The sequence below is a fragment of the Streptomyces sp. GESEQ-4 genome (assembly GCF_017948455.1).
In the GTDB taxonomy this organism is placed as follows: Bacteria; Actinomycetota; Actinomycetes; order Streptomycetales; family Streptomycetaceae; genus Streptomyces.
The window spans coordinates 166,871-183,883 of record NZ_JAFFSU010000013.1; the positions used below are offsets into that span (position 1 = coordinate 166,871).

15 protein-coding genes are annotated in these 17,013 nt (G+C 72.9%); 9 read left to right on the forward strand and 6 right to left on the reverse strand.

The window, feature by feature from the left end:
• The first annotated feature begins 44 nt into the window (after positions 1-44).
• From KCH48_RS24840 to KCH48_RS24855, 4 genes are all read left to right on the forward strand, one after another.
• Positions 45-1,376 carry a class I SAM-dependent RNA methyltransferase gene (locus tag KCH48_RS24840; protein ID WP_210576926.1) on the forward strand — a complete coding sequence of 444 codons (1,332 nt, stop codon included), beginning with the start codon at positions 45-47 and terminating at the stop codon, positions 1,374-1,376.
• 636 nt (positions 1,377-2,012) lie between these two features.
• On the forward strand, positions 2,013-2,300 hold the full coding sequence (locus KCH48_RS24845) for a hypothetical protein (RefSeq protein WP_246885803.1): 288 nt from the start codon (positions 2,013-2,015) through the stop codon (positions 2,298-2,300).
• A 49-nt stretch (positions 2,301-2,349) separates the two neighbouring features.
• The gene (locus tag KCH48_RS24850; RefSeq protein WP_210576928.1) at positions 2,350-3,609 is read left to right on the forward strand and encodes a nucleotide sugar dehydrogenase; all 1,260 of its coding nucleotides are present in this window, start codon (positions 2,350-2,352) and stop codon (positions 3,607-3,609) included.
• Positions 3,610-3,804: 195 nt separating this feature from the next.
• Positions 3,805-4,338 (forward strand): EF-hand domain-containing protein, encoded by a 534-nt coding sequence (locus tag KCH48_RS24855; RefSeq protein ID WP_210576929.1) that lies wholly within the window; start codon positions 3,805-3,807, stop codon positions 4,336-4,338.
• A gap of 76 nt (positions 4,339-4,414) precedes the next feature.
• On the opposite strand, the gene KCH48_RS24860 is transcribed toward KCH48_RS24855, so the two are convergent.
• The 6 genes from KCH48_RS24860 to KCH48_RS24885 form a co-directional block, all read right to left on the reverse strand.
• Complete coding sequence (locus tag KCH48_RS24860; RefSeq protein ID WP_210576930.1) at positions 4,415-4,861, reverse strand: hypothetical protein; 447 nt, start codon at positions 4,859-4,861, stop codon at positions 4,415-4,417.
• Entirely contained in the window at positions 4,858-5,808 is a 951-nt protein-coding gene (locus KCH48_RS24865; RefSeq protein ID WP_210576931.1) for a Gfo/Idh/MocA family protein, read from the reverse strand. Before KCH48_RS24865 ends, KCH48_RS24860 begins: the two co-directional genes overlap by 4 nt.
• The gene (locus KCH48_RS24870) at positions 5,805-6,932 is read right to left on the reverse strand and encodes an Ldh family oxidoreductase (RefSeq protein ID WP_210576932.1); all 1,128 of its coding nucleotides are present in this window, start codon (positions 6,930-6,932) and stop codon (positions 5,805-5,807) included. The genes KCH48_RS24865 and KCH48_RS24870 overlap by 4 nt, the downstream gene beginning before the upstream one ends.
• Positions 6,933-6,994: 62 nt before the next feature.
• On the reverse strand, positions 6,995-8,290 hold the full coding sequence (locus KCH48_RS24875; RefSeq protein WP_210576933.1) for a M20/M25/M40 family metallo-hydrolase: 1,296 nt from the start codon (positions 8,288-8,290) through the stop codon (positions 6,995-6,997).
• Positions 8,287-9,192, reverse strand: coding sequence for a sugar phosphate isomerase/epimerase (locus KCH48_RS24880; protein WP_210576934.1), 906 nt, complete (start codon positions 9,190-9,192; stop codon positions 8,287-8,289). Before KCH48_RS24880 ends, KCH48_RS24875 begins: the two co-directional genes overlap by 4 nt.
• Position 9,193: 1 nt before the next feature.
• Positions 9,194-10,270, reverse strand: a complete 1,077-nt coding sequence (locus KCH48_RS24885) for a Gfo/Idh/MocA family protein (protein WP_210576935.1) — start codon at positions 10,268-10,270, stop codon at positions 9,194-9,196.
• Between the two features lie 357 nt (positions 10,271-10,627).
• Between KCH48_RS24885 and KCH48_RS24890 the strand changes: the two genes are divergently transcribed.
• The 5 genes from KCH48_RS24890 (at position 10,628) to KCH48_RS24910 (ending at position 16,885) form a co-directional block, all read left to right on the forward strand.
• Positions 10,628-11,722 (forward strand): DegT/DnrJ/EryC1/StrS aminotransferase family protein, encoded by a 1,095-nt coding sequence (locus tag KCH48_RS24890; protein ID WP_246885804.1) that lies wholly within the window; start codon positions 10,628-10,630, stop codon positions 11,720-11,722.
• The gene (locus KCH48_RS24895; protein WP_210576936.1) at positions 11,719-12,861 is read left to right on the forward strand and encodes a DegT/DnrJ/EryC1/StrS aminotransferase family protein; all 1,143 of its coding nucleotides are present in this window, start codon (positions 11,719-11,721) and stop codon (positions 12,859-12,861) included. The genes KCH48_RS24890 and KCH48_RS24895 overlap by 4 nt, the downstream gene beginning before the upstream one ends.
• Positions 12,862-12,973: 112 nt before the next feature.
• Positions 12,974-13,948 (forward strand): UbiA family prenyltransferase, encoded by a 975-nt coding sequence (locus KCH48_RS24900; RefSeq protein ID WP_210576937.1) that lies wholly within the window; start codon positions 12,974-12,976, stop codon positions 13,946-13,948.
• Entirely contained in the window at positions 13,945-15,315 is a 1,371-nt protein-coding gene (locus tag KCH48_RS24905) for an NAD(P)/FAD-dependent oxidoreductase (protein WP_210576938.1), read from the forward strand. Before KCH48_RS24900 ends, KCH48_RS24905 begins: the two co-directional genes overlap by 4 nt.
• Positions 15,302-16,885 carry a class I adenylate-forming enzyme family protein gene (locus tag KCH48_RS24910; RefSeq protein WP_307840936.1) on the forward strand — a complete coding sequence of 528 codons (1,584 nt, stop codon included), beginning with the start codon at positions 15,302-15,304 and terminating at the stop codon, positions 16,883-16,885. The genes KCH48_RS24905 and KCH48_RS24910 overlap by 14 nt, the downstream gene beginning before the upstream one ends.
• Positions 16,886-17,013: the final 128 nt, after the last annotated feature.

Here is a 17,013-nt window from a genome sequence, read left to right on the forward strand (position 1 = left end):
CCGCCCGTTTCCCTTTTCCTTTGACGTTGTGGAGTCACCCCGCCATGCAGGCAGAACCGAAGAAGTCGCTGGTCGGGGAGGAGTACGAGGTCGAGATCGGGCCCGTCGCACACGGCGGGCACTGCATCGCCCGTACGGAGTCGGGGCAGGTGCTGTTCGTCCGGCACGCGCTGCCCGGTGAGCGGGTCGTGGCGCGGGTGACCGAGGGCGAGGAAGGCTCCCGTTTCCTGCGCGCGGACGCGGTGGAGGTGCTGTCCGCCTCCAAGGACCGGGTCGAGGCGCCCTGTCCCTACGCCGGTCCGGGGCGCTGCGGCGGCTGCGACTGGCAGCACGCCAAGCCCGGCGCCCAGCGGCGGCTGAAGGGCGAGGTCATCGCCGAGCAGTTGCAGCGGCTGGCGGGGCTGACGCCCGAGGAGGCCGGCTGGGACGGCACGGTGATGCCGGCCGAGGGCGACAAGCTGCCCGCCGGTGAGGTCCCGGCGTGGCGGACGCGGGTGCAGTACGCCGTGGACGCCGAGACGGGACGGGCGGGTCTGCGCCGGCACCGCTCGCACGAGGTGGAGCCGATCGACCACTGCATGATCGCGGCCGAGGGTGTCAGCGAGCTGGGCATCGAGAAGCGTGACTGGACGGGCATGGAGTCAGTCGAGGCGATCGCGGCGACGGGGTCGCAGGACCGCCAGGTGATCCTGACGCCGAGGCCGGGCGCGCGGCTGCCGCTCGTCGAGCTGGACAAGCCGGTGTCCGTGCTGCGGGTGGAGGAGAAGGACGGCGGCGTCCACCGCGTCCACGGCCGTCCCTTCGTCCGCGAACGCGCCGACGGCCGCACCCACCGCGTCGGCAACGGCGGCTTCTGGCAGGTCCACCCGAAGGCCGCGGACACGCTCGTGACGGCGGTCATGCAAGGGCTGCTCCCACGCAAGGGCGACATGGCGCTCGACCTCTACTGCGGCGTCGGCCTCTTCGCCGGCGCCCTGGCCGACCGGCTCGGCGAGAAGGGCGCGGTGCTCGGCATCGAATCCGGCAAGCGGGCCGTCGAAGACGCCCGGCACAACCTCGCCGACTTCCCCCGCGTCCGCATCGAACAGGGCAAGGTCGAGTCGGTCCTGCCGCGCACGGGCATCACCGAGGTCGACCTGATCGTCCTCGACCCGCCTCGGGCGGGAGCGGGCCGGAAGACGGTCGAGCATCTCTCCTCGCTCGGCGCCCGTCGTATCGCGTACGTGGCGTGCGATCCGGCGGCGCTGGCGCGGGACTTGGGGTATTTCCGGGATGGGGGGTATCGGGTGCGGATGTTGCGGGCGTTCGATCTGTTTCCGATGACTCATCATGTGGAGTGCGTGGCGGTTCTTGAGCCCGCCACAAAGGGACTGTGACCCGCAGTTTTCCTCGGCCGCTCGGGCGCGTCCGGGTGCGCTCGACGTGTTGCCCGAAATGCCCGACGTGGAACGAGTCCGTGGTACCGGCGAGTGGGCTTGACCTGCGGCTTCGTGGGCGTCTCGCTAGATGTTGGATGCGTTCTCCTCGGTTCTTGCGAGGGTGATGCCTGCCGCCCAGGGGCCCAGCGGGCCGAGCCTCGAGGTCACGGTGAGACCGCTACCTCGGGAAGAGGGACCCGCACTGTCTCGCGTCGTAGCGCGTGGGCGATGGCGTGAGCCTCGATGCCGGCCTGACGAAGGACACCTGTGAGTGGATTGGTGTATCCGGCGAAGTAAAGGCGCGCGGCTTCGGGATGGGTCTGTGCCCCTACGGCGATGACAGTGTCGGGTCGTAGTCGAGTGCCCCTTCGCGGGAATTGCGGGTGTACGGGCCGGCCGCGTGCCGTCCGCCCCGTGCGCGTCGGATACCGACGGGGCGCGCGTGTGACCGACCGTGACGTCAACTCCACTTGACTGCATCACTGGTTCGGGCGGATCGGGGTGGGCCGTGCTTAGCGGGTGCATCTCCTGAAAAGAATCATTTCGACAACACGCTGCCGAAAGGACCAATTCATGCGTTGCGCCGCTGTCTTCATGTTCGCCGCCGCCGGTGCGCTGCTCGCGGCAAGCGCCGCCACCGGCACGGCTGCCGCGGCGGAGCAGGGCGATGTGGTGGTGTTCACCACCGAAGCGACGCCGCTGACTGTCTATCGCGATCCGCAAGGGTGCCAGAAGCTTCCGCTCGACGCGCATGTGCTGACGAACCACACCGATCGTCCGGTCACCGTCCACGCCGACCCGTTCTGTCTGACACCCGGCCTCACCGTGGAGCCCGGATACGGCTCGCACGTCGCGCCCGGCAGCGGCAGTTTCTCCGCCTGAGCCCCTCCTGTTTCCGTTCACCCCCACACCCTCAGGAGAACGTACGCACATGGCCACCGATCTCGTCGTCATCGGGCTGGGGCATGTCGGGCTGCCGCTGTCCAGAGCCGCCGTCTCGGCAGGTCTGGCGACCGTGGGGTACGACGTGTCCGGCACGGTGGTGTCGGGACTCGCCGCAGGCCGCTCCCATGTCGGCGGCGTCTTGGACGCCGAGGTCGCGGGCATGCTGGGCGCGGGCTTTCATGCCACGACCGACCCAGCAATCCTGGACGGCGCGCAGACCGTGGTGATCTGTGTGCCGACCGGACTCACACCGGAGGGCTTACCCGACCTGTCCGCGGTCGAGGACGCAGCCCGGGTCGTCGCCGCCCGGCTGCGCCCCGGCATGCTCGTCGTCCTGGAGTCCACCAGCTATCCCGGCACCACGGAGGACGTCGTGCGGCCGCTGCTGGAGCAGGGCAGCGGGCTGCAGGCGGGCGAGGACTTCCACCTTGCGTATTCGCCGCAGCGCATCGACCCCGGCAACGAGACGTGGACCATCCGCAACACGCCCAAGGTCGTGAGCGGTTGCAGCGCGCTGTGCGCCAAGTACGCCGTCGCGTTCTACTCCCGGTTCGTGGACCACCTCGTCGTAGCTCGCGGTACGCGGGAGGCGGAGATGGCCAAACTCCTGGAAAACACCTACCGGTACGTCAACATGGCCCTGGTCAACGAAGTGGCACTGTTCTGCCACGAGACCGGCATCGACATCTGGGACGTGCTGCACTGCGCCGCATCCAAGCCGTTCGGCTTCGCACCCTTCAGGCCCGGCCCCGGCGTCGGCGGACACTGCATTCCCGTCGACCCCCGCTATCTCGCCGCGCGGGCCGAATCCCAGGGCTTCGCCTTCCGCACGCTGGCAGCCGCCCACGAGGTCCTCGGCCGTATGCCGAACCATGTCGTGGACCGAGCGTTGGGTCTGCTCACCGACGTCCGGGGCCGCCCTGAGGGCGCACGCGCCCTGCTGCTCGGCATCACCTACAAAGCGGATGTGGCCGACGTCCGGGAGACGCCGGCGCACCCGGTGGCGGCAGGACTGCTCGCCGCCGGTGCCGAGGTGTCCTACCACGACCCGTACATAGCCGAGTTCACGGTCGGCGGACGGTCGTTGCCGCGCACCGAAAACCTCCAGGAAGCCATGGCCCAGGCCGATGTGGCGATCCTGTTGCAGGACCACGCCTGTTACGCCAGGGAAGCACTGGGCCAGGCCCGCTGCGCCCTGCTCGACACCCGCGGCAAAGCCGTGGGCAGCCGGGTCACCCTTCTCTGATCCTCGCGCCGGCTGGAGCCGGTGCCTCCTCGCGTCGGCCTGAGCCGGCGTCTCCCCCTGCCGGCCGTCGCCGGCCCCAGAGCCCGCGCAGCGGTACCGCCCTGCGCGGTCGCGGCCCTGCCCAGGTGCCGCGGTCCGTCATCCACCCGACACCACTCGAAACCATCGGACACCGTCCGAGACTAGGAGAGACACATGAGCACCGCTGTCGCCAACGACCGCCTGGTGAAGCGCTTCGAGAAGTGGGACACCGACGGCAACGGCGTCCTGGAGGCGAGCGACTTCCAGGGCGAGGCCGCCCGGATCGCCCAGAACCTCGGCAAGAGCGCCGACTCCCCGGAAGTGCAGGAGCTCCACAGCGCGTTCCAGGGGCTGTACCAGCATCTGGCCCAGAAGGCCGGCGTCCCGGCCGGTGGCGCCATCAGCCGGGAGCAGTTCCTCGACGCCACGGGGGAGATGCTGTTCAAGGAGGGGGAGGCGAGCTTCAACCGCGCGCTCTCTCCCGTCGTGAAGGCGCTGATCCGCCTGTGCGACGACAACCACGACGGCGAGATCGACGCCCGTGAGTTCCAGGCCTGGCTGTCCGCCGTCGGCGTGCCGGCCTCCCAGGCCGGGAAGATGTTCCAGAAGGTGGACACGAACGGCGACGGAAGGCTGTCCGAGGACGAACTGCTGCAGGTCGTCCGTGACTTCCACTTCGGCCGCCTGGAGGTCGACCTGCTCGGCTGACCTGCTCGGCTGAGCTGCCCGAGCGGCAGCTGTGACCCGGGTGGGCAACCACCCGGGTTCCACAGCCAGATGCCCTTCAGGCACCGGGCGGCGCGGGAACCGTGCCGTGGCTCCCGGCCCGGCCCTGGACGAAGGTGACGGTGGTCTCCGGCCGCAGGCCAAGGTCCCCGCCGCTGACCGGACGCGCCGCGTGGATCAGGATGTTGTAGTGGTTCGGTAGGTGGCAGGCGTCGAAGCCGAGCACCGTGCCGACGGTCGTGTCCCCGATCCGCACCAGGTCACCCCGGTCGATCACCCCGCCGCACAACAGCTCGGCGAAGCCCAGGAAACCCACCCGGTCGATCCGGGCGCCCGGGCGCGGGTCCCACTGGTCGGTGGTGACCAGTTCGTGCACCTCGCCCCGGCGCACGCAGCGTGCCGCGTGCTCCTCCAGCCGCATGCCCCGGTCCGTGCGGCGATGCACGAGCACCTTGACCAGTGATCCGCGCACCACGCGCTTCGGGCCGTCCTCCGCCGGATTCACCGGTCCGCCTCCGCTGCGGTCGCGTCCAACGCGGGCCGGGCACAGCGGTAGGCCGCCTCCACCAGTTCCAGCGCGGCCAGGCCGCCGTGCGCCCCCGGGCCGGCCGGGGCACCGGTACGGACCAGCGCGGCGAACTCGGTGAGGATCGCCTCGTACTCGTGCCAGAGCGACGCCTTGAAGCCGGCGTGTCCGGCCAGCATGTCGGCGTGCAGCACCTCTCCGCCGGCCAGCTCCACCTCGATGTCCTTGCGTTCTCCCGGGTACGACCAGTCCAGCTCGACCGAGGCCGTGGTTCCCGTACGGCCACGCAGGCGGATCACCGCCTGACGGTCGACGCCGGAACCGTCGCGGTGGATCTCGCAGCCGGTGACGGCGAGTTCACCGAGCAGGAGCCGCACCAGGTCGAGGGCGTTGGGGCCGTTGTCCGCCACACAGCCGCCGCCGCAGCGGGCCGGGTCCAAATACCAGTCCTCGCCGCCGAGGTGCTCCTCGATGCGCTCCAGATAGCGCACGCGGACGGAGCGGATCTCCCGGCCCGTCGTCCGGCGTGCCAGTGCGCGGACGGCGTCGTTGTAGCGGCGGTGGAACGCCGTCAGCAGCGGGACTTCGTAGCGCCGTGCCAGATCCACCAGCACGGACCCCTCGGCCGCGGTCAGGGCGAGGGGCTTCTCGACGCAGACCGGGACGCCGGCGGCCAGGGCGTCCCGGCACAGGGGCAGGTGAACGTCGTTGGGCACGGCCACGACGAGGGCGTCCGGTCGTGCCCGGTCCAGCAGCGTGCGGTGGTCGCTGAAGCGTGCCACCGGGCCAGGGAACTGCTCCAGGGTCTGGGCGCGGGTGTCGCACACGGCGGTCAGCCGCCACTCGGGCAGCCGTTCCGCGGCGGCCAGGTAGTAGGGGGAGATGGCGCCGAGACCTACGACGCCGAGCCGCAAGGGTCCGGTCATCGCGGACTCCCGGGACCGCCGAGGAGACCGAGGGCGGTCAGTTCCGCGTGGAGGTGCGGGGGCAGGGGGATGCCGTGGCGGCGGCGCTCGGTGGCGAGTTCCGCCTCCCGCCAGCCCGCATAGCGCACCGGCTCGCCGCCGGGTACCGGTGGGCAGTCGACGAGTGCGCCGAACAGGGACCGGGTCGCGGCGGCCACGTCCGCGCCGGGGCGCAGCACCTCCGGGGCGATCGCGAGGAGGAAGAAGCCGATGCCGTCGTCGCTGCCGTGCGGCCGGCCGTCGCCTTCCAGCGCGGCGGGCGCGGGGCCGACGGCCGCGCCGGACACGAGGGCGGCCAGCAGTTCCACGGCGATGCCGAGCCCGTAGCCCTTGTGGACGCCGGTCTCGGCCGTGCCGCCCAGCCAGCGCAGGAAGGCCTCGCCGCGGTCGAAGGCCGCCGGGTCGGTCACCGGGGCTCCCGCCGCGTCCTCCAGCCAGCCGGCGGGCACCGGGGTGCCGCGGCGGGCGGCGACGCGGACCCGCCCGGTGGGCGCGACGGTGGTGCTCATGTCCAGCAGGAACGGGTGTCCGTCGAGGGCCGGCGCGGCGACACTCAGCGGGTTGGTGCCGAGCATCGCCACCGCGCCGCCCGGGGGGCGTGCGATGCGCTGGCCGCCGCAGTTGCTCGCGACCACGCCGATCATCCCGGCGTGCGCGGCGCGCACGGCGTGGAAGCCGGCGCACCCGAAGTGGGTCGCCCCGCGCACCGACACCAGCCCGACCCCGTGCCGTCCGGCCCGTGCCACGGCGTCGTCCATGGCCTCGGCCGCGGCCCACAGGCCCAGGGCGCGTCGAGCGTCGACGACCACGCAGGCGCCCAGGTCGTTGAGGGCCTCTGGTTCGGCGCGGGGGTCGCAACGGCCGGACTCCAGCAACGGCAGGTAGAGCCGGGTGAGGTTGAACACGCCGTGCGAGTCGAGCCCGGTCAGGTCGCCGTGACACAGCGCGTCCGCGGCGAGCCGGGCCCGCGCGTCCGGGATGCCGTGGCCGGTGAAGAGGCCGGTGAGCGAGGCATGCAGCTCAGCGTGGTCGACGAGGACGGTTGTGTGCTCGGCCGCCGCTCGCGGGGCGGTGGGTGCCGTCATACGGGATTCCTTACGGGGCGGGCCGTTGTCTTTGTAGGTCGTTCCGTCGGGGGTGGGGTGCGCTACGGAGGTCGCTGCGCCGGCGCCGTAGGCACCGCTTCGGCGAAGAACGTGACGAGTCGGCGGACCACGCCGGCGAACTCCTCCAGGTCGGCGAGGTCGACGAACTCACCGGGCGCATGGGCGCGGTTGGCGGCGAGACAGCCGGGTCCCAGGACGGTGGTGAAGGCGTCGTCCAGGCCGGCCGCCCAGATGGCGTCGCACGTGAAGCCGGGGTCGCCGGCCGCCGGCCGGGCTCCCGCGCGGGCCAGGAGTTCCTCGGCCCACGGGTCGGCGTCGTCCAGCGCGGGCAGGCTGTGCTTGTCCCAGCCGAGCCGGGTGATCCGTGCCGCGTCCCGCGCCGTGCGCGTGAACTCGCGGGTGTGGGCGAAGAGTTCGGTGAAGCGGCGCAGGCCGTCGGCGACGTGCTGGGTGACCTCGGTCTTCAGGCGGTCGCCGTCGGCGGTGCGGCGGTACGACAGGTTCATCAGCAGCGTGCCGGTGCCGTGGACGCGGTTGTGCGTACGGCCGGTGTGCAGTCCGGCGACGCACACCCGCGTACCGGGTACGGCCCCGTCAAGGCGGGCGGCGAGGTGCTGGGACAGGAAGCCCAGCAGCACGGTGGCGTTGTGTCCGGCGTCCGGATGGTCGTCCACCGCGTCCTCGCCCGCGACGGTGATCCGCGCGGTCATCGCGGCGGTGGCCCGGGGCAGCGCGCGCAGTCCGGTCGGCTCGCAGAACACGTTGAGGCGGCCGTGGTGCCCGGCCTCCAGCAGCGGGCGGGTGCCGTAGGTGCCCAGGGCGCCGCCCTCCTCCCCGGCGACGGCCTGGAGCAGCACGGTGACGTCCCGTCCGACGGGGGGGTGGGACGCGGCGGCCCGCAGTCCGGCGAGCAGGGCCACGGCGGGTCCCTTGGCATCGACCGCGCCACGGCCGGTGAACCGCGCGCCGTCGAAGGCGGGTGGGGTGTACCCGGCGACGGTGTCCAGGTGGACGTTGAACATCACGGTGTGCGCAGGGGGACGTTCGGGTCCCAGCCGCAGCAGCAGACTGGGCTGGTCCGCGAGGAAACGCGGATCGCGGGCGGCGGCGCGGCGGACCGTGGACGGCACACCCGGGCGGTCCAGGCAGGCGGCGGGCGGACTACCAAGACGCACGGTGCGGAATCCCGCCTCGGCGGCGGTTGTCGCGTACCGCTGGAGGATCTCCGGCAGCCGGGACGGCGGATCGTCCGGGCCGGCATCCAGGGGGTTGACGCTCGGCAGGCGCAGCAGGTCCAGGAGCAACTCCCGGTGCCGGCCGGTGAAGAGGTCGCTCACTCCGGGCCGTCCAGCGGGCCGGTAACCGGCTGTCCGGCGCCCAGCAGCCCGGCGAGCGCCTGTCCGGCCCGGACGAACAGGTCGGCGGCGTCCTCACCGGCCCGGGCCGGCCCTTCGTGGGGGCGAACCGCGAGATGGGGTTCGAGGGACAGTGCTCCGGTGTACCCGTGGGCGGCCAGCAGCTCCAGGCATTCCACCACCCCGGCCGCACCCTCGCCGGGCAGGGTGTAGGCGGTGCGGCCGTCCGGGGTGCGGACGGCGTCCTTGATGTGGACGTGGATGACGTACGGGGCGAGGTCGCGGAGCATGTCCGGGGCGCGGTAGCCGTACGGGACGCCGTTGCCGGTGTCGAACAGCAGCCGCAGGGCGGGGCTGTCCACGGCGCGCAGGAGTCGTAGCGCGCGGTCGGCCCGGTCACCGGCCCAGCCCGCGCAGTTCTCGTGCATCAGCACCAGGCCCGCACGCTGGGCGCGGTCCGCCAGGACGGCCGTGCGGGTCAGGACGCGGTCGGCCCACTCGGTCTCCGTCAGACCGTCGTTGGGGTACGACATGATCCGCACCAGACGGCAGCCGAGGGTGGCGCAGCGCTCGGCGAGGACGTCGAGTTCCGCCAGGTCCTGGCCGAGGTCGCCGGTGATGGGACGGGACCAGTTGCCGATCCGGGAGGCGACGGCTGTCACGGCGACGCCTTGGTCCGCGAGCCGCCGGGCCAGCGTGCCGAAGGCGGCCGCGGAGAGGTCGGCGAGAGCCGTGCCGTCGACCGTGCGCAGTTCGATGGCGTTCCAGCCGAGCCTTCGCAGCGCTGCCAGTTGCCCGTCGGTGCCGGGCGCCGCCTCGTCGCCGATGCCGGTGAGCGGCCCGAACCCCCGGACGCCGGATCCGGCGGCGCAGTGCCGGGACATGTCAGCGGCTCCCGGCGCCGGCGCGCGGTGTGACGGCGCAGTGTTCCCGGGCCGCGCACAGCAGCCGGGCGGTCGCGCAGGCGAGCGGGAAGTTCCCGACGCTCCCGGCGTCGGAGGAGAAGCCGCGGTAGGCGACGTCCAGGAAGTCGGTCAGGGCGTCGTCCCGGAAGACGTGGTGTCCGATCCCGGGCCCTCCGTCCGCGTCGAGGACTCCGGACGGCGGGGCAGCCGTACCGCGGTCGAAGGGGTCGACGACCAACTGCGCGTGGTCGTCGTCCTCGCTGAGGGGGAAGTGGGCCGTGGCCGTCCCGCCGTCGAACTCGCAGACGACGCTGCGCTGGCGGACCGGTGCGCCGAGGTCGGAGCGCAGCAGCGTCACCACGCCCGAACGGTGCTCCAGTTCGACGTGCGCGCCGCCGAGGCCGGGCAGTCCGCGGTCCTCGCAGCGCAGGTCCCAGCAGCGCGCGGCCCGGAGCTCGGCCGGTCCGGCCAGATCGAGCGCGAGCGCCAGGGAGTGGGGGATCTCCACGTCCAGGGCGGACGGATGCCCGTCGGTCGCCAGGGAGCGCAGGAAGCGGGGCTTGTGCTGGTCGACGGTGATACGACGCAGGGAGCCGAGCCGTCCGCCACTCACCAGCCGGCGTAACCGGCCGGCGAGCCGGGAGGTGATCCAGTGGGCGACGGTCACGAGATCGAGCCCGGCCTCCTGACGCAGCCGGATCAGGGCGTCGAGTTCGTCCATGGACGTGGCTAGGGGTTTCTCCACGATCATCCGGCGGAAGCCGTGTCCGGCCAGCTCCGCGAGGAGGTCGTGGCGCAGCCGGGGCGGTGTGCACACGTGGACCACCGCGGTGGCGGGGTCCACGTACCGCAGGGCCTGTTCCAGTGTGGTGACGGCCGTGACCTCGCCGGGCGTGCCCGGGAGCCGCAGACTGTCGGCGCGCGGGTCGCAGCCGACCGCGGGCAGGGCGACGAGCGGATCTCCCGTGGCCGCGGTCCGCCGGGCCAGACTGCCGAGCGTCTTCAGATGCAGTCCTGATCCGGACCGGCCGAGCCCGACCACGAGGGGCTGCAGCACAGGGCCTCCTGAGAGGGGAACGGGAAGGAAACGGGCGCGGGCAATTCGCTGCGCCGCGCACAACTCCGGTGGGTCGCACCACTGTTGAGGCACCGTGCGGAAATGGTCAAGACGTCCGGAACGTCATTCCCCAGAACGTGTGAAGATGATCCTTTCCCTTTCTCCGTCGACTGGAAGTCCGATTAGCGTGGGCATTCCACTGACACGACGGAGACAGGTGAGAGATTGCCTTCCAGTGGACAGATTCCGGCGCGCACCGGGGATGTATTACCGACCGCGCCGGGAACGGCCGGTCGAATTCCCTTCTTCTCTCAGGCCGCGACTTTCGAACGACTGTGGCCATCCATCGAAAAGGCCTTGGATGACGTTTTCCACAGCGGCAAGTTCTCCCACGGAAAACAGGTCGGGCAGCTCGAGGCGGCGCTCGCGGACTACACCGGCGCCCGGCATGTGATCGGCGTCAACAGCGGCACGGACGCGCTGGTGTTGCTGCTGCGCGCCTGCGGACTGCGCCCCGGCGACGGTGTCCTGGTGCCGGCGTACTCGTTCTTCGCCACCGCTTCGGCCGTCGTACTGGCAGGCGGGACACCGCAGTTCGTCGACATCGATCCGAAGACGTACGCGATGGACCCCGCGGCGCTGAAGGCGGCCGTCACTCCGCGGAGCCGGTTCGTGATGCCGGTGCATCTGTTCCACACGATGGCGGACATGGCGGCCGTCACCGCCGTCGCCCGGCAGCACGGCCTGACAGTCGTCGAGGACAGCGCCGAGGCGATCGGCATGCGCCGACGCGGAGTGCACGCCGGCCGGCACGGGGTCGGCGGCGTCCTGTCGTTCTTCCCCTCCAAGACACTCGGCGCGCTCGGCGACGCGGGAGCCGTGCTCACCGACGAGCCGGAGGTCGCGGCCACCGTCGCGGCGCTGCGCCACCACGGCAGGACGGGCCGCACGCTGAACAACTTCCCGGCCATCTCCACCGAAAGCGTCCTGCCCGGCGCGAACAGCAAGATGGACGACATCCAGGCGGCCGTCCTGCTCGCCAAGCTGACCCTCCTCGAGGAGCACATCGCGCGCCGGGCCGAACTGGCGGACGCGTACACCGCCCGTCTGCGGGACGCGCCGGGGATCATCCGCCTGCCGCGGACCACCGCGGGAACACCGGACGACCGCGACGTGCACTACGTCTACCTGATCGAGACCGAGCACCGGGACGCCCTCGTCGACCACCTTGACCGGCACGGCATCGGCACCGAGGTCTACTACCCGGTGCCGCTGCCCCACCAGCCCGCCCTCGCGCACCTGGGCCACCGACAGGGCGAGTTCCCCCACGCCGAAGCGGCGGCCCGGCACGCCGTCGCCCTGCCCTTCCACCCCGATCTCGGAGCCGACGACCTGGACCGCGTCTGCGACACCATCCGCTCCTTCCTCGCCGGAACGAGGACGACCGCATGACCGCATCGCTCCCTCCCGCCGTCCCGTTCTTCCCTCCCGCCCTCTTCGCAGCCGACCGCCCCGCACTGATCGGGCTGGTCCGCGAGGTGGGCCTCGACCCGGAGCAGCGGTTCATCCTGGGCAGGCGCACCGCCGCCTTCGAGGACCTGCTGCGCGAGGACCTGGGGGCCGCCGACGTGGTCGCCTGCTCCAGTGGCACGTCGGCGCTCTCGCTGGTGCTGCGGGCCATGGACGTGGCTCCCGGTGACGAGGTGATCGTGCCGGCGTTCGGCTGCGCGCCCCTGGCCGCCTCGGTGGTCGATGTCGGGGCCACACCGGTCTTCGCCGACATCCGGCCGGACACCATGACCATGGACCCGGACGAGGCGGAGCGGCTCGTCACCGAGCGGACCAAGGCGGTGCTGCCGGCCCACATGTTCTCCGTCATGGCCGACATGCCACGCTTCGCCGAACTGGCCCGGCGGCACGGACTGCGCCTGCTGGAGGACTCGGCGGTCGCCCAGGGCGGCGTACTGCGGGGCGTCCCGGCCGGGCTGTGGGGCGAGGCGGGGCTCTACTCCTTCGTGCAGGTCAAGACCTGCGGCATGCCCGGAGAGGGCGGCGTGGTCGTCACCCGGGACCCGGCACTGGGCGAGAAAGTGCGGATGCTGCGCAACCACGGCCAGTACGCCGGCCGCCGGTTCGTCCACCACGCCATCGGGCTCAACAGCCGCTTCGACGAGATCCAGGCCGCCTTCCAGACGTACCGCTACCCCGGTTTCCCGGCGCGGCTGGCGCGGCGGGCGGAGATCGCCGCGTACTACACCGAACGCTTCACGCCGCTGGCCGGCCACGGTGTGGCACCGCCGCCGCCCGGCCCGGACGGCCGGTGCTTCTACGTGTACACGGTCCTCGCCGAGGACCGGGACGCTCTCGGCGCCCACCTGGCCGAGTCGGGGGTGGCCACGCACGTCTACTATCCGCAGCCCCTGCCCGCCCACCGTGCCTTCGCCCCCTACGCGCCGCCCGGTGCCCGCTGGCCGCGCGCCGAACAGGCCGCCCGCCGCCATCTCGCCCTTCCGGTGCACCACCTGCTGACCGACGCACAGGTCGAGCACGTCGCCGACCTCGTGTGCGCCTTCGCCACCGAGCGCGGCTGACCCGCGACCGCCCGCCTCGAACACCGTCGACCCGCGACCGCCCGCCTCGCCCATCCCGCTGTCCGGGCGAGCGGCACCCCCCTTCGGACGCCGACACCCCAAGAGGTCACCCATGACGGAAAGCATCGCGGCCGGCCGTCCCGCCGCGACCGCCCACGGCCACAGCCGGCTGCGCGCGTACGCGCGGCTCGGCAAGCTGGACGTGTACGACTACTACCTCGGCATCTTCCTCGCCCTGACCGCCGCGCTGTTCCCGGCCGGCGCCTTCACCGCCCGGCAGGCACTGGTGCTGGCGCTGTTCCTGGCCGGCGAAGTCGCGGTCCTCATGGCGATGGTCGCCCTGGACGACGTCACCGGGTTCCGGGACGGCAGCGACCTCACCAACTACGGCCCTGACAACCCGCTGCGCAGCAAGGCACGCAAACCCCTGGTCGCCGGGGCGCTGACGGTGCCCCAGGCACTTCGCTTCGCCTGGGCCTGCGCGGCGGCCGGGGCCGTGCTCTGGGCGGGCGCCGCCGCGCTCGCGCCGCACCACCCGCTGTGGGCGCTCGTGACGGCGGGCGCGCTGTTCGCGGTGTCGCTGCAGTACTCGTACGGCCTGAAGATCAGTTACCACGGATTCCAGGAGGTGTTCCTGGTCGTCCTCGGCGCCGTGCTGGTGATCGTTCCGTACGGCCTGGTGACGGGGGGCTTCTCCGGTTTCCTGATGGTGCAGGCGGTGCTGTTCGGGTTCGGGCCGCTGATGTTCGGCGTCTACTCCAACACCAACGACGTGGCCGGCGACCGGGCCGTGGGCCGTCCGACCGTGGCCGCCCTGGTCTCCGAGCGGGGCAACGCCGTCTTCATCGGAGCCCTGTCGGTCGCCGAGTTCCTCATCGGCGCGGTCGCCTCGGCCACCGGGGTGGCCCCCTGGTGGTTCGTGCTGGTGATGCTGCCGGCGACCGCGCTGCGGGCCCGTCAGTACCTGACCGGGTTCGTCCGCGGCGACATCATGACCGCCCGCCGGACGGGCTTCGCGGTGCACCGGCTGAGCGTGGTGCTGATGACCGTGGCCAACGTCGTCGTCGGCACGGGAGCCGCCGTATGAAGCCCGAACTCGACGTCGCCGTCGTCGGCGCGGGCATCGCCGGCCTGACCGCCGCCCACGAACTGCGCCGCGCCGGGCTGGCCGTCCGGGTGTACGAGCAACTGCCGGACGTCGGCGGCCGGATGCGCAGCATCCGCCAGGAGGGCTGGACGGTGGACACGGGCGCCGAACAGGTCGCCTCCCGCGGCTACCGCGCGACCTGGGAGCTGCTGCGCCGGCTGCGCGTCACTCCCGCGGACGTGCCCCGGGTCGGCGGCGGGGTGGCCGTCTGGCGCGACGGACGCGCCCACCTGGGCGTCGGCGAGAGCACGGCCGCGATCACCGGAGCGGGCCTGTCCCCCCGGGCGCGGCTCGACCTGGCCGCCTTCTCCGCCTGGACCGGCCGCCGCCGCGCCGGATTCGACGGTGACCGTCCCGAAAGCAGCCCGCTGGGCGCCGCCACCGTGCGGGAGACGGCCGCCCGCTACCACCGCGACCTGCACGACTACCTCTTCCAGCCGGTCGCCGGCTGCTTCTTCGGCTGGGACACCGCCCGGTCCACGGCCGCCCCCATGGTCAGCCTGCTGCTGGAGGCCGGTTCACCCGCCGCCTGGCGCACCTACCGCGACGGCATGGACTTCCTGGCCCGCCGCCTGGCCGCCGGTGCCGAAGTCGTCACCGACCGGACCGTACGCGAGGTCACCGACGCGGGCGGGCACGCCGTACTGCGGTTCGACGACGGGCAGGTCACCGCGCGGGCCGCCGTGCTCGCCGTACCGGCACCCGTCGCGGCGGCCCTCCGCCCGGACGCCCCCGCCGACGAGCAGCCCTTCCTCACCTCCTGCACCTTCACGCCCATGCTGAAGGTCAGCTGCCTGCTGGACCGCCCCCTCGCACCGGCCGCCCGGCGGCCGGTGCACATCCTGCTCACCCCGGCCGCCGAGGAGGACGTACTCTCCGGCGTCGTCGTCGATCACGCCAAGGACCCCGGCCGGGCACCCGCGGGCCGGGGCCTGGTCACCCTCGTGGCCGGTCCGCGCCGGGTCCCCGAGCTGCTGGACGCCCCTCCCGACGAGGCCGCCGACCTCCTCGTCCGCGCGGCGGAACGCTATGTCCCGGGTATCGCCGGCGCTTGCCGCCACCGTCTCGTGCACGCCTTCCGCCACGGCCTGCCGGAAGCCACACCCCAGGCCCTGCGCGAACGCGCCGGCTTCCTGTCCCGTCCGGCGCGCGCCGTGGAGTACGCCGGCGACTGGCTCATGCTGCGGCCCGCCTCCGAAGGCGCCGTGCGGGCGGGCGCGCTGGCCGCGTCCCGCGTCATGAGCAGGCTCGGACGGAACACCCCGGCCGACCCCGACCGATCGGAGGAGACCGTTGCGACCGCATGACATGGGCACCCTGTTCGACGAGGCGGCGGCAGGCGGCGCCCGGACCGTGGTCCACCTGGACCGGCCCTTCGACATCGCCCCGCACGCAGGCACCCGGTGGACCGTCACCGAACTCGCCGGCCTGGTCCGCGCCACCGCGGCCCGCCTCGCCGACGCCGGAGTGCGGCCCGGGGACCGCGTGGCGATCGTGAAGGACAACCACTGGGACTACGACCTGCTCGCCTGCGCCGCGGTCCGCCTCGGCGCCGTACCCGCGCTGCTGTCCGCCCGCCTCGACACCGCGAACCTCGTCACCCTGCTGGAGCGGCTGCGGCCCGCCGCGCTGATCACCACCGCCGCGGTGCTGGCCCGTTGCCGGGACACCGCCGCCGGCGAACCGGCCCCGACCGTCATCACCGTCGACTCCGCCGCGCCCGGCACGGTCCACCTGGCCGCGCTGGACGCGTCCCGCCCCTGCGCACCGGTGCGGCGCCACGACGACGAACCCCTGGTCGTCCATCACACCTCGGGGACGACCGGCGTGCCCAAGCTGGTGGTCCACTCCACGCGCACACTCGTGCACAAGCTGGCCCGCTTCGAAGCGGTGCGCTACCCGGGCATCGGCCTCCGCCCGGACGACGTCCTGGCCAACGCCAGCGCATACGGACACGGACGCACCTTCTGCTGGACGGCCGTCGTCGTGTCGCTCGCGCCCGCCGGGATCGTGATCCTCACCGGCGACGACCCGGAGGCAGCCGACCCGCTGCTACGGGCCCACCCGCCCACCGTGGTCGAGGCCCTGCCCGCCTCCTACATCCGGCTGCGGCCGCTCACCACCCGGCTGGACAACCCCTTCCGGCGCGTCCGCCTCTACATCAGCACCTACGACGCCGTGCACCCGCCGGCCCTGCGCGCGTACCTGACCGCCAGCCGCCGCGCCCGCCCGCTGTGGATGCAGGGCTGGGGCCAGACCGAGACCGGACCGCTGACCTTCCGCTTCCACACGCGGCGCTCCGAGCTGGCCCCGGACGCGGAGACCACGGCGCGCCGGCTCGGCCGTCCCGTGCCGGGCCGGACCCGGCTGCGCGCGGTGGACCCGGACACGCTGCGCCCGGTGCCGCGTGGGCGTCCCGGTCTGCTCCTCGTCCGCACCCCCGCCCTCGCCCTGGGCTACGTCGGCGAAGAGGACCGCTGGAACGCCAAACGCGTCGGCGACTGGTGGTCCACGGGCGACATGGGCGTCCACCACCGCGACGGCAGCGTCAGCATCCTGGACCGCGCCGCCGACACCCTGCCCGGTATGAGCTGCCTGCGCACCGAGGACGTACTGGAGCAGCGACTGCCGCAAGCCCTGGAATGCGTGATCCTCGGCGCGCCGGACGGCGATCCGCTGCCCGTCGTGGTCACCGCCGACGGGCGACTGGACCCGGATGCCTGGAAGCAGGCCACGCAGGGACTGCCCCCGCTGCGCGACCCGACCGTCCTCAACTGGGACGAGGTGCCCCGCACCGGGACCGGCAAGGTACGCCGCGCGGCCCTGGCCCGGCAGCTCACCGGCGCCGCATCTGCCGGCACCGGCCGGTGGACGTGAACGGGGCGCCGTTCGACGAGGCAGTCCCGGACAGGCCACCGTTCGGCGACGCCGGCCTGTCCGGACCACTCCCCGGCGAGAGGAGGCCCACCGTGGCACGGCGACCTTCCGCCCTGGTGCGCGCCCAC

Bases quoted from the DNA above. Each gene is read 5' to 3' on its own strand.
- KCH48_RS24840 (WP_210576926.1), top strand. From the start codon at position 45: ATGCAGGCAGAACCGAAGAAGTCGCTGGTCGGGGAGGAGTACGAGGTC.
- KCH48_RS24845 (WP_246885803.1), top strand. From the start codon at position 2,013: ATGTTCGCCGCCGCCGGTGCGCTGCTCGCGGCAAGCGCCGCCACCGGC.
- KCH48_RS24850 (WP_210576928.1), top strand. From the start codon at position 2,350: ATGGCCACCGATCTCGTCGTCATCGGGCTGGGGCATGTCGGGCTGCCG.
- KCH48_RS24855 (WP_210576929.1), top strand. From the start codon at position 3,805: ATGAGCACCGCTGTCGCCAACGACCGCCTGGTGAAGCGCTTCGAGAAG.
- KCH48_RS24865 (WP_210576931.1), bottom strand. From the start codon at position 5,808: ATGACCGGACCCTTGCGGCTCGGCGTCGTAGGTCTCGGCGCCATCTCC.
- KCH48_RS24870 (WP_210576932.1), bottom strand. From the start codon at position 6,932: ATGACGGCACCCACCGCCCCGCGAGCGGCGGCCGAGCACACAACCGTC.
- KCH48_RS24880 (WP_210576934.1), bottom strand. From the start codon at position 9,192: ATGTCCCGGCACTGCGCCGCCGGATCCGGCGTCCGGGGGTTCGGGCCG.
- KCH48_RS24895 (WP_210576936.1), top strand. From the start codon at position 11,719: ATGACCGCATCGCTCCCTCCCGCCGTCCCGTTCTTCCCTCCCGCCCTC.
- KCH48_RS24900 (WP_210576937.1), top strand. From the start codon at position 12,974: ATGACGGAAAGCATCGCGGCCGGCCGTCCCGCCGCGACCGCCCACGGC.
- KCH48_RS24905 (WP_210576938.1), top strand. From the start codon at position 13,945: ATGAAGCCCGAACTCGACGTCGCCGTCGTCGGCGCGGGCATCGCCGGC.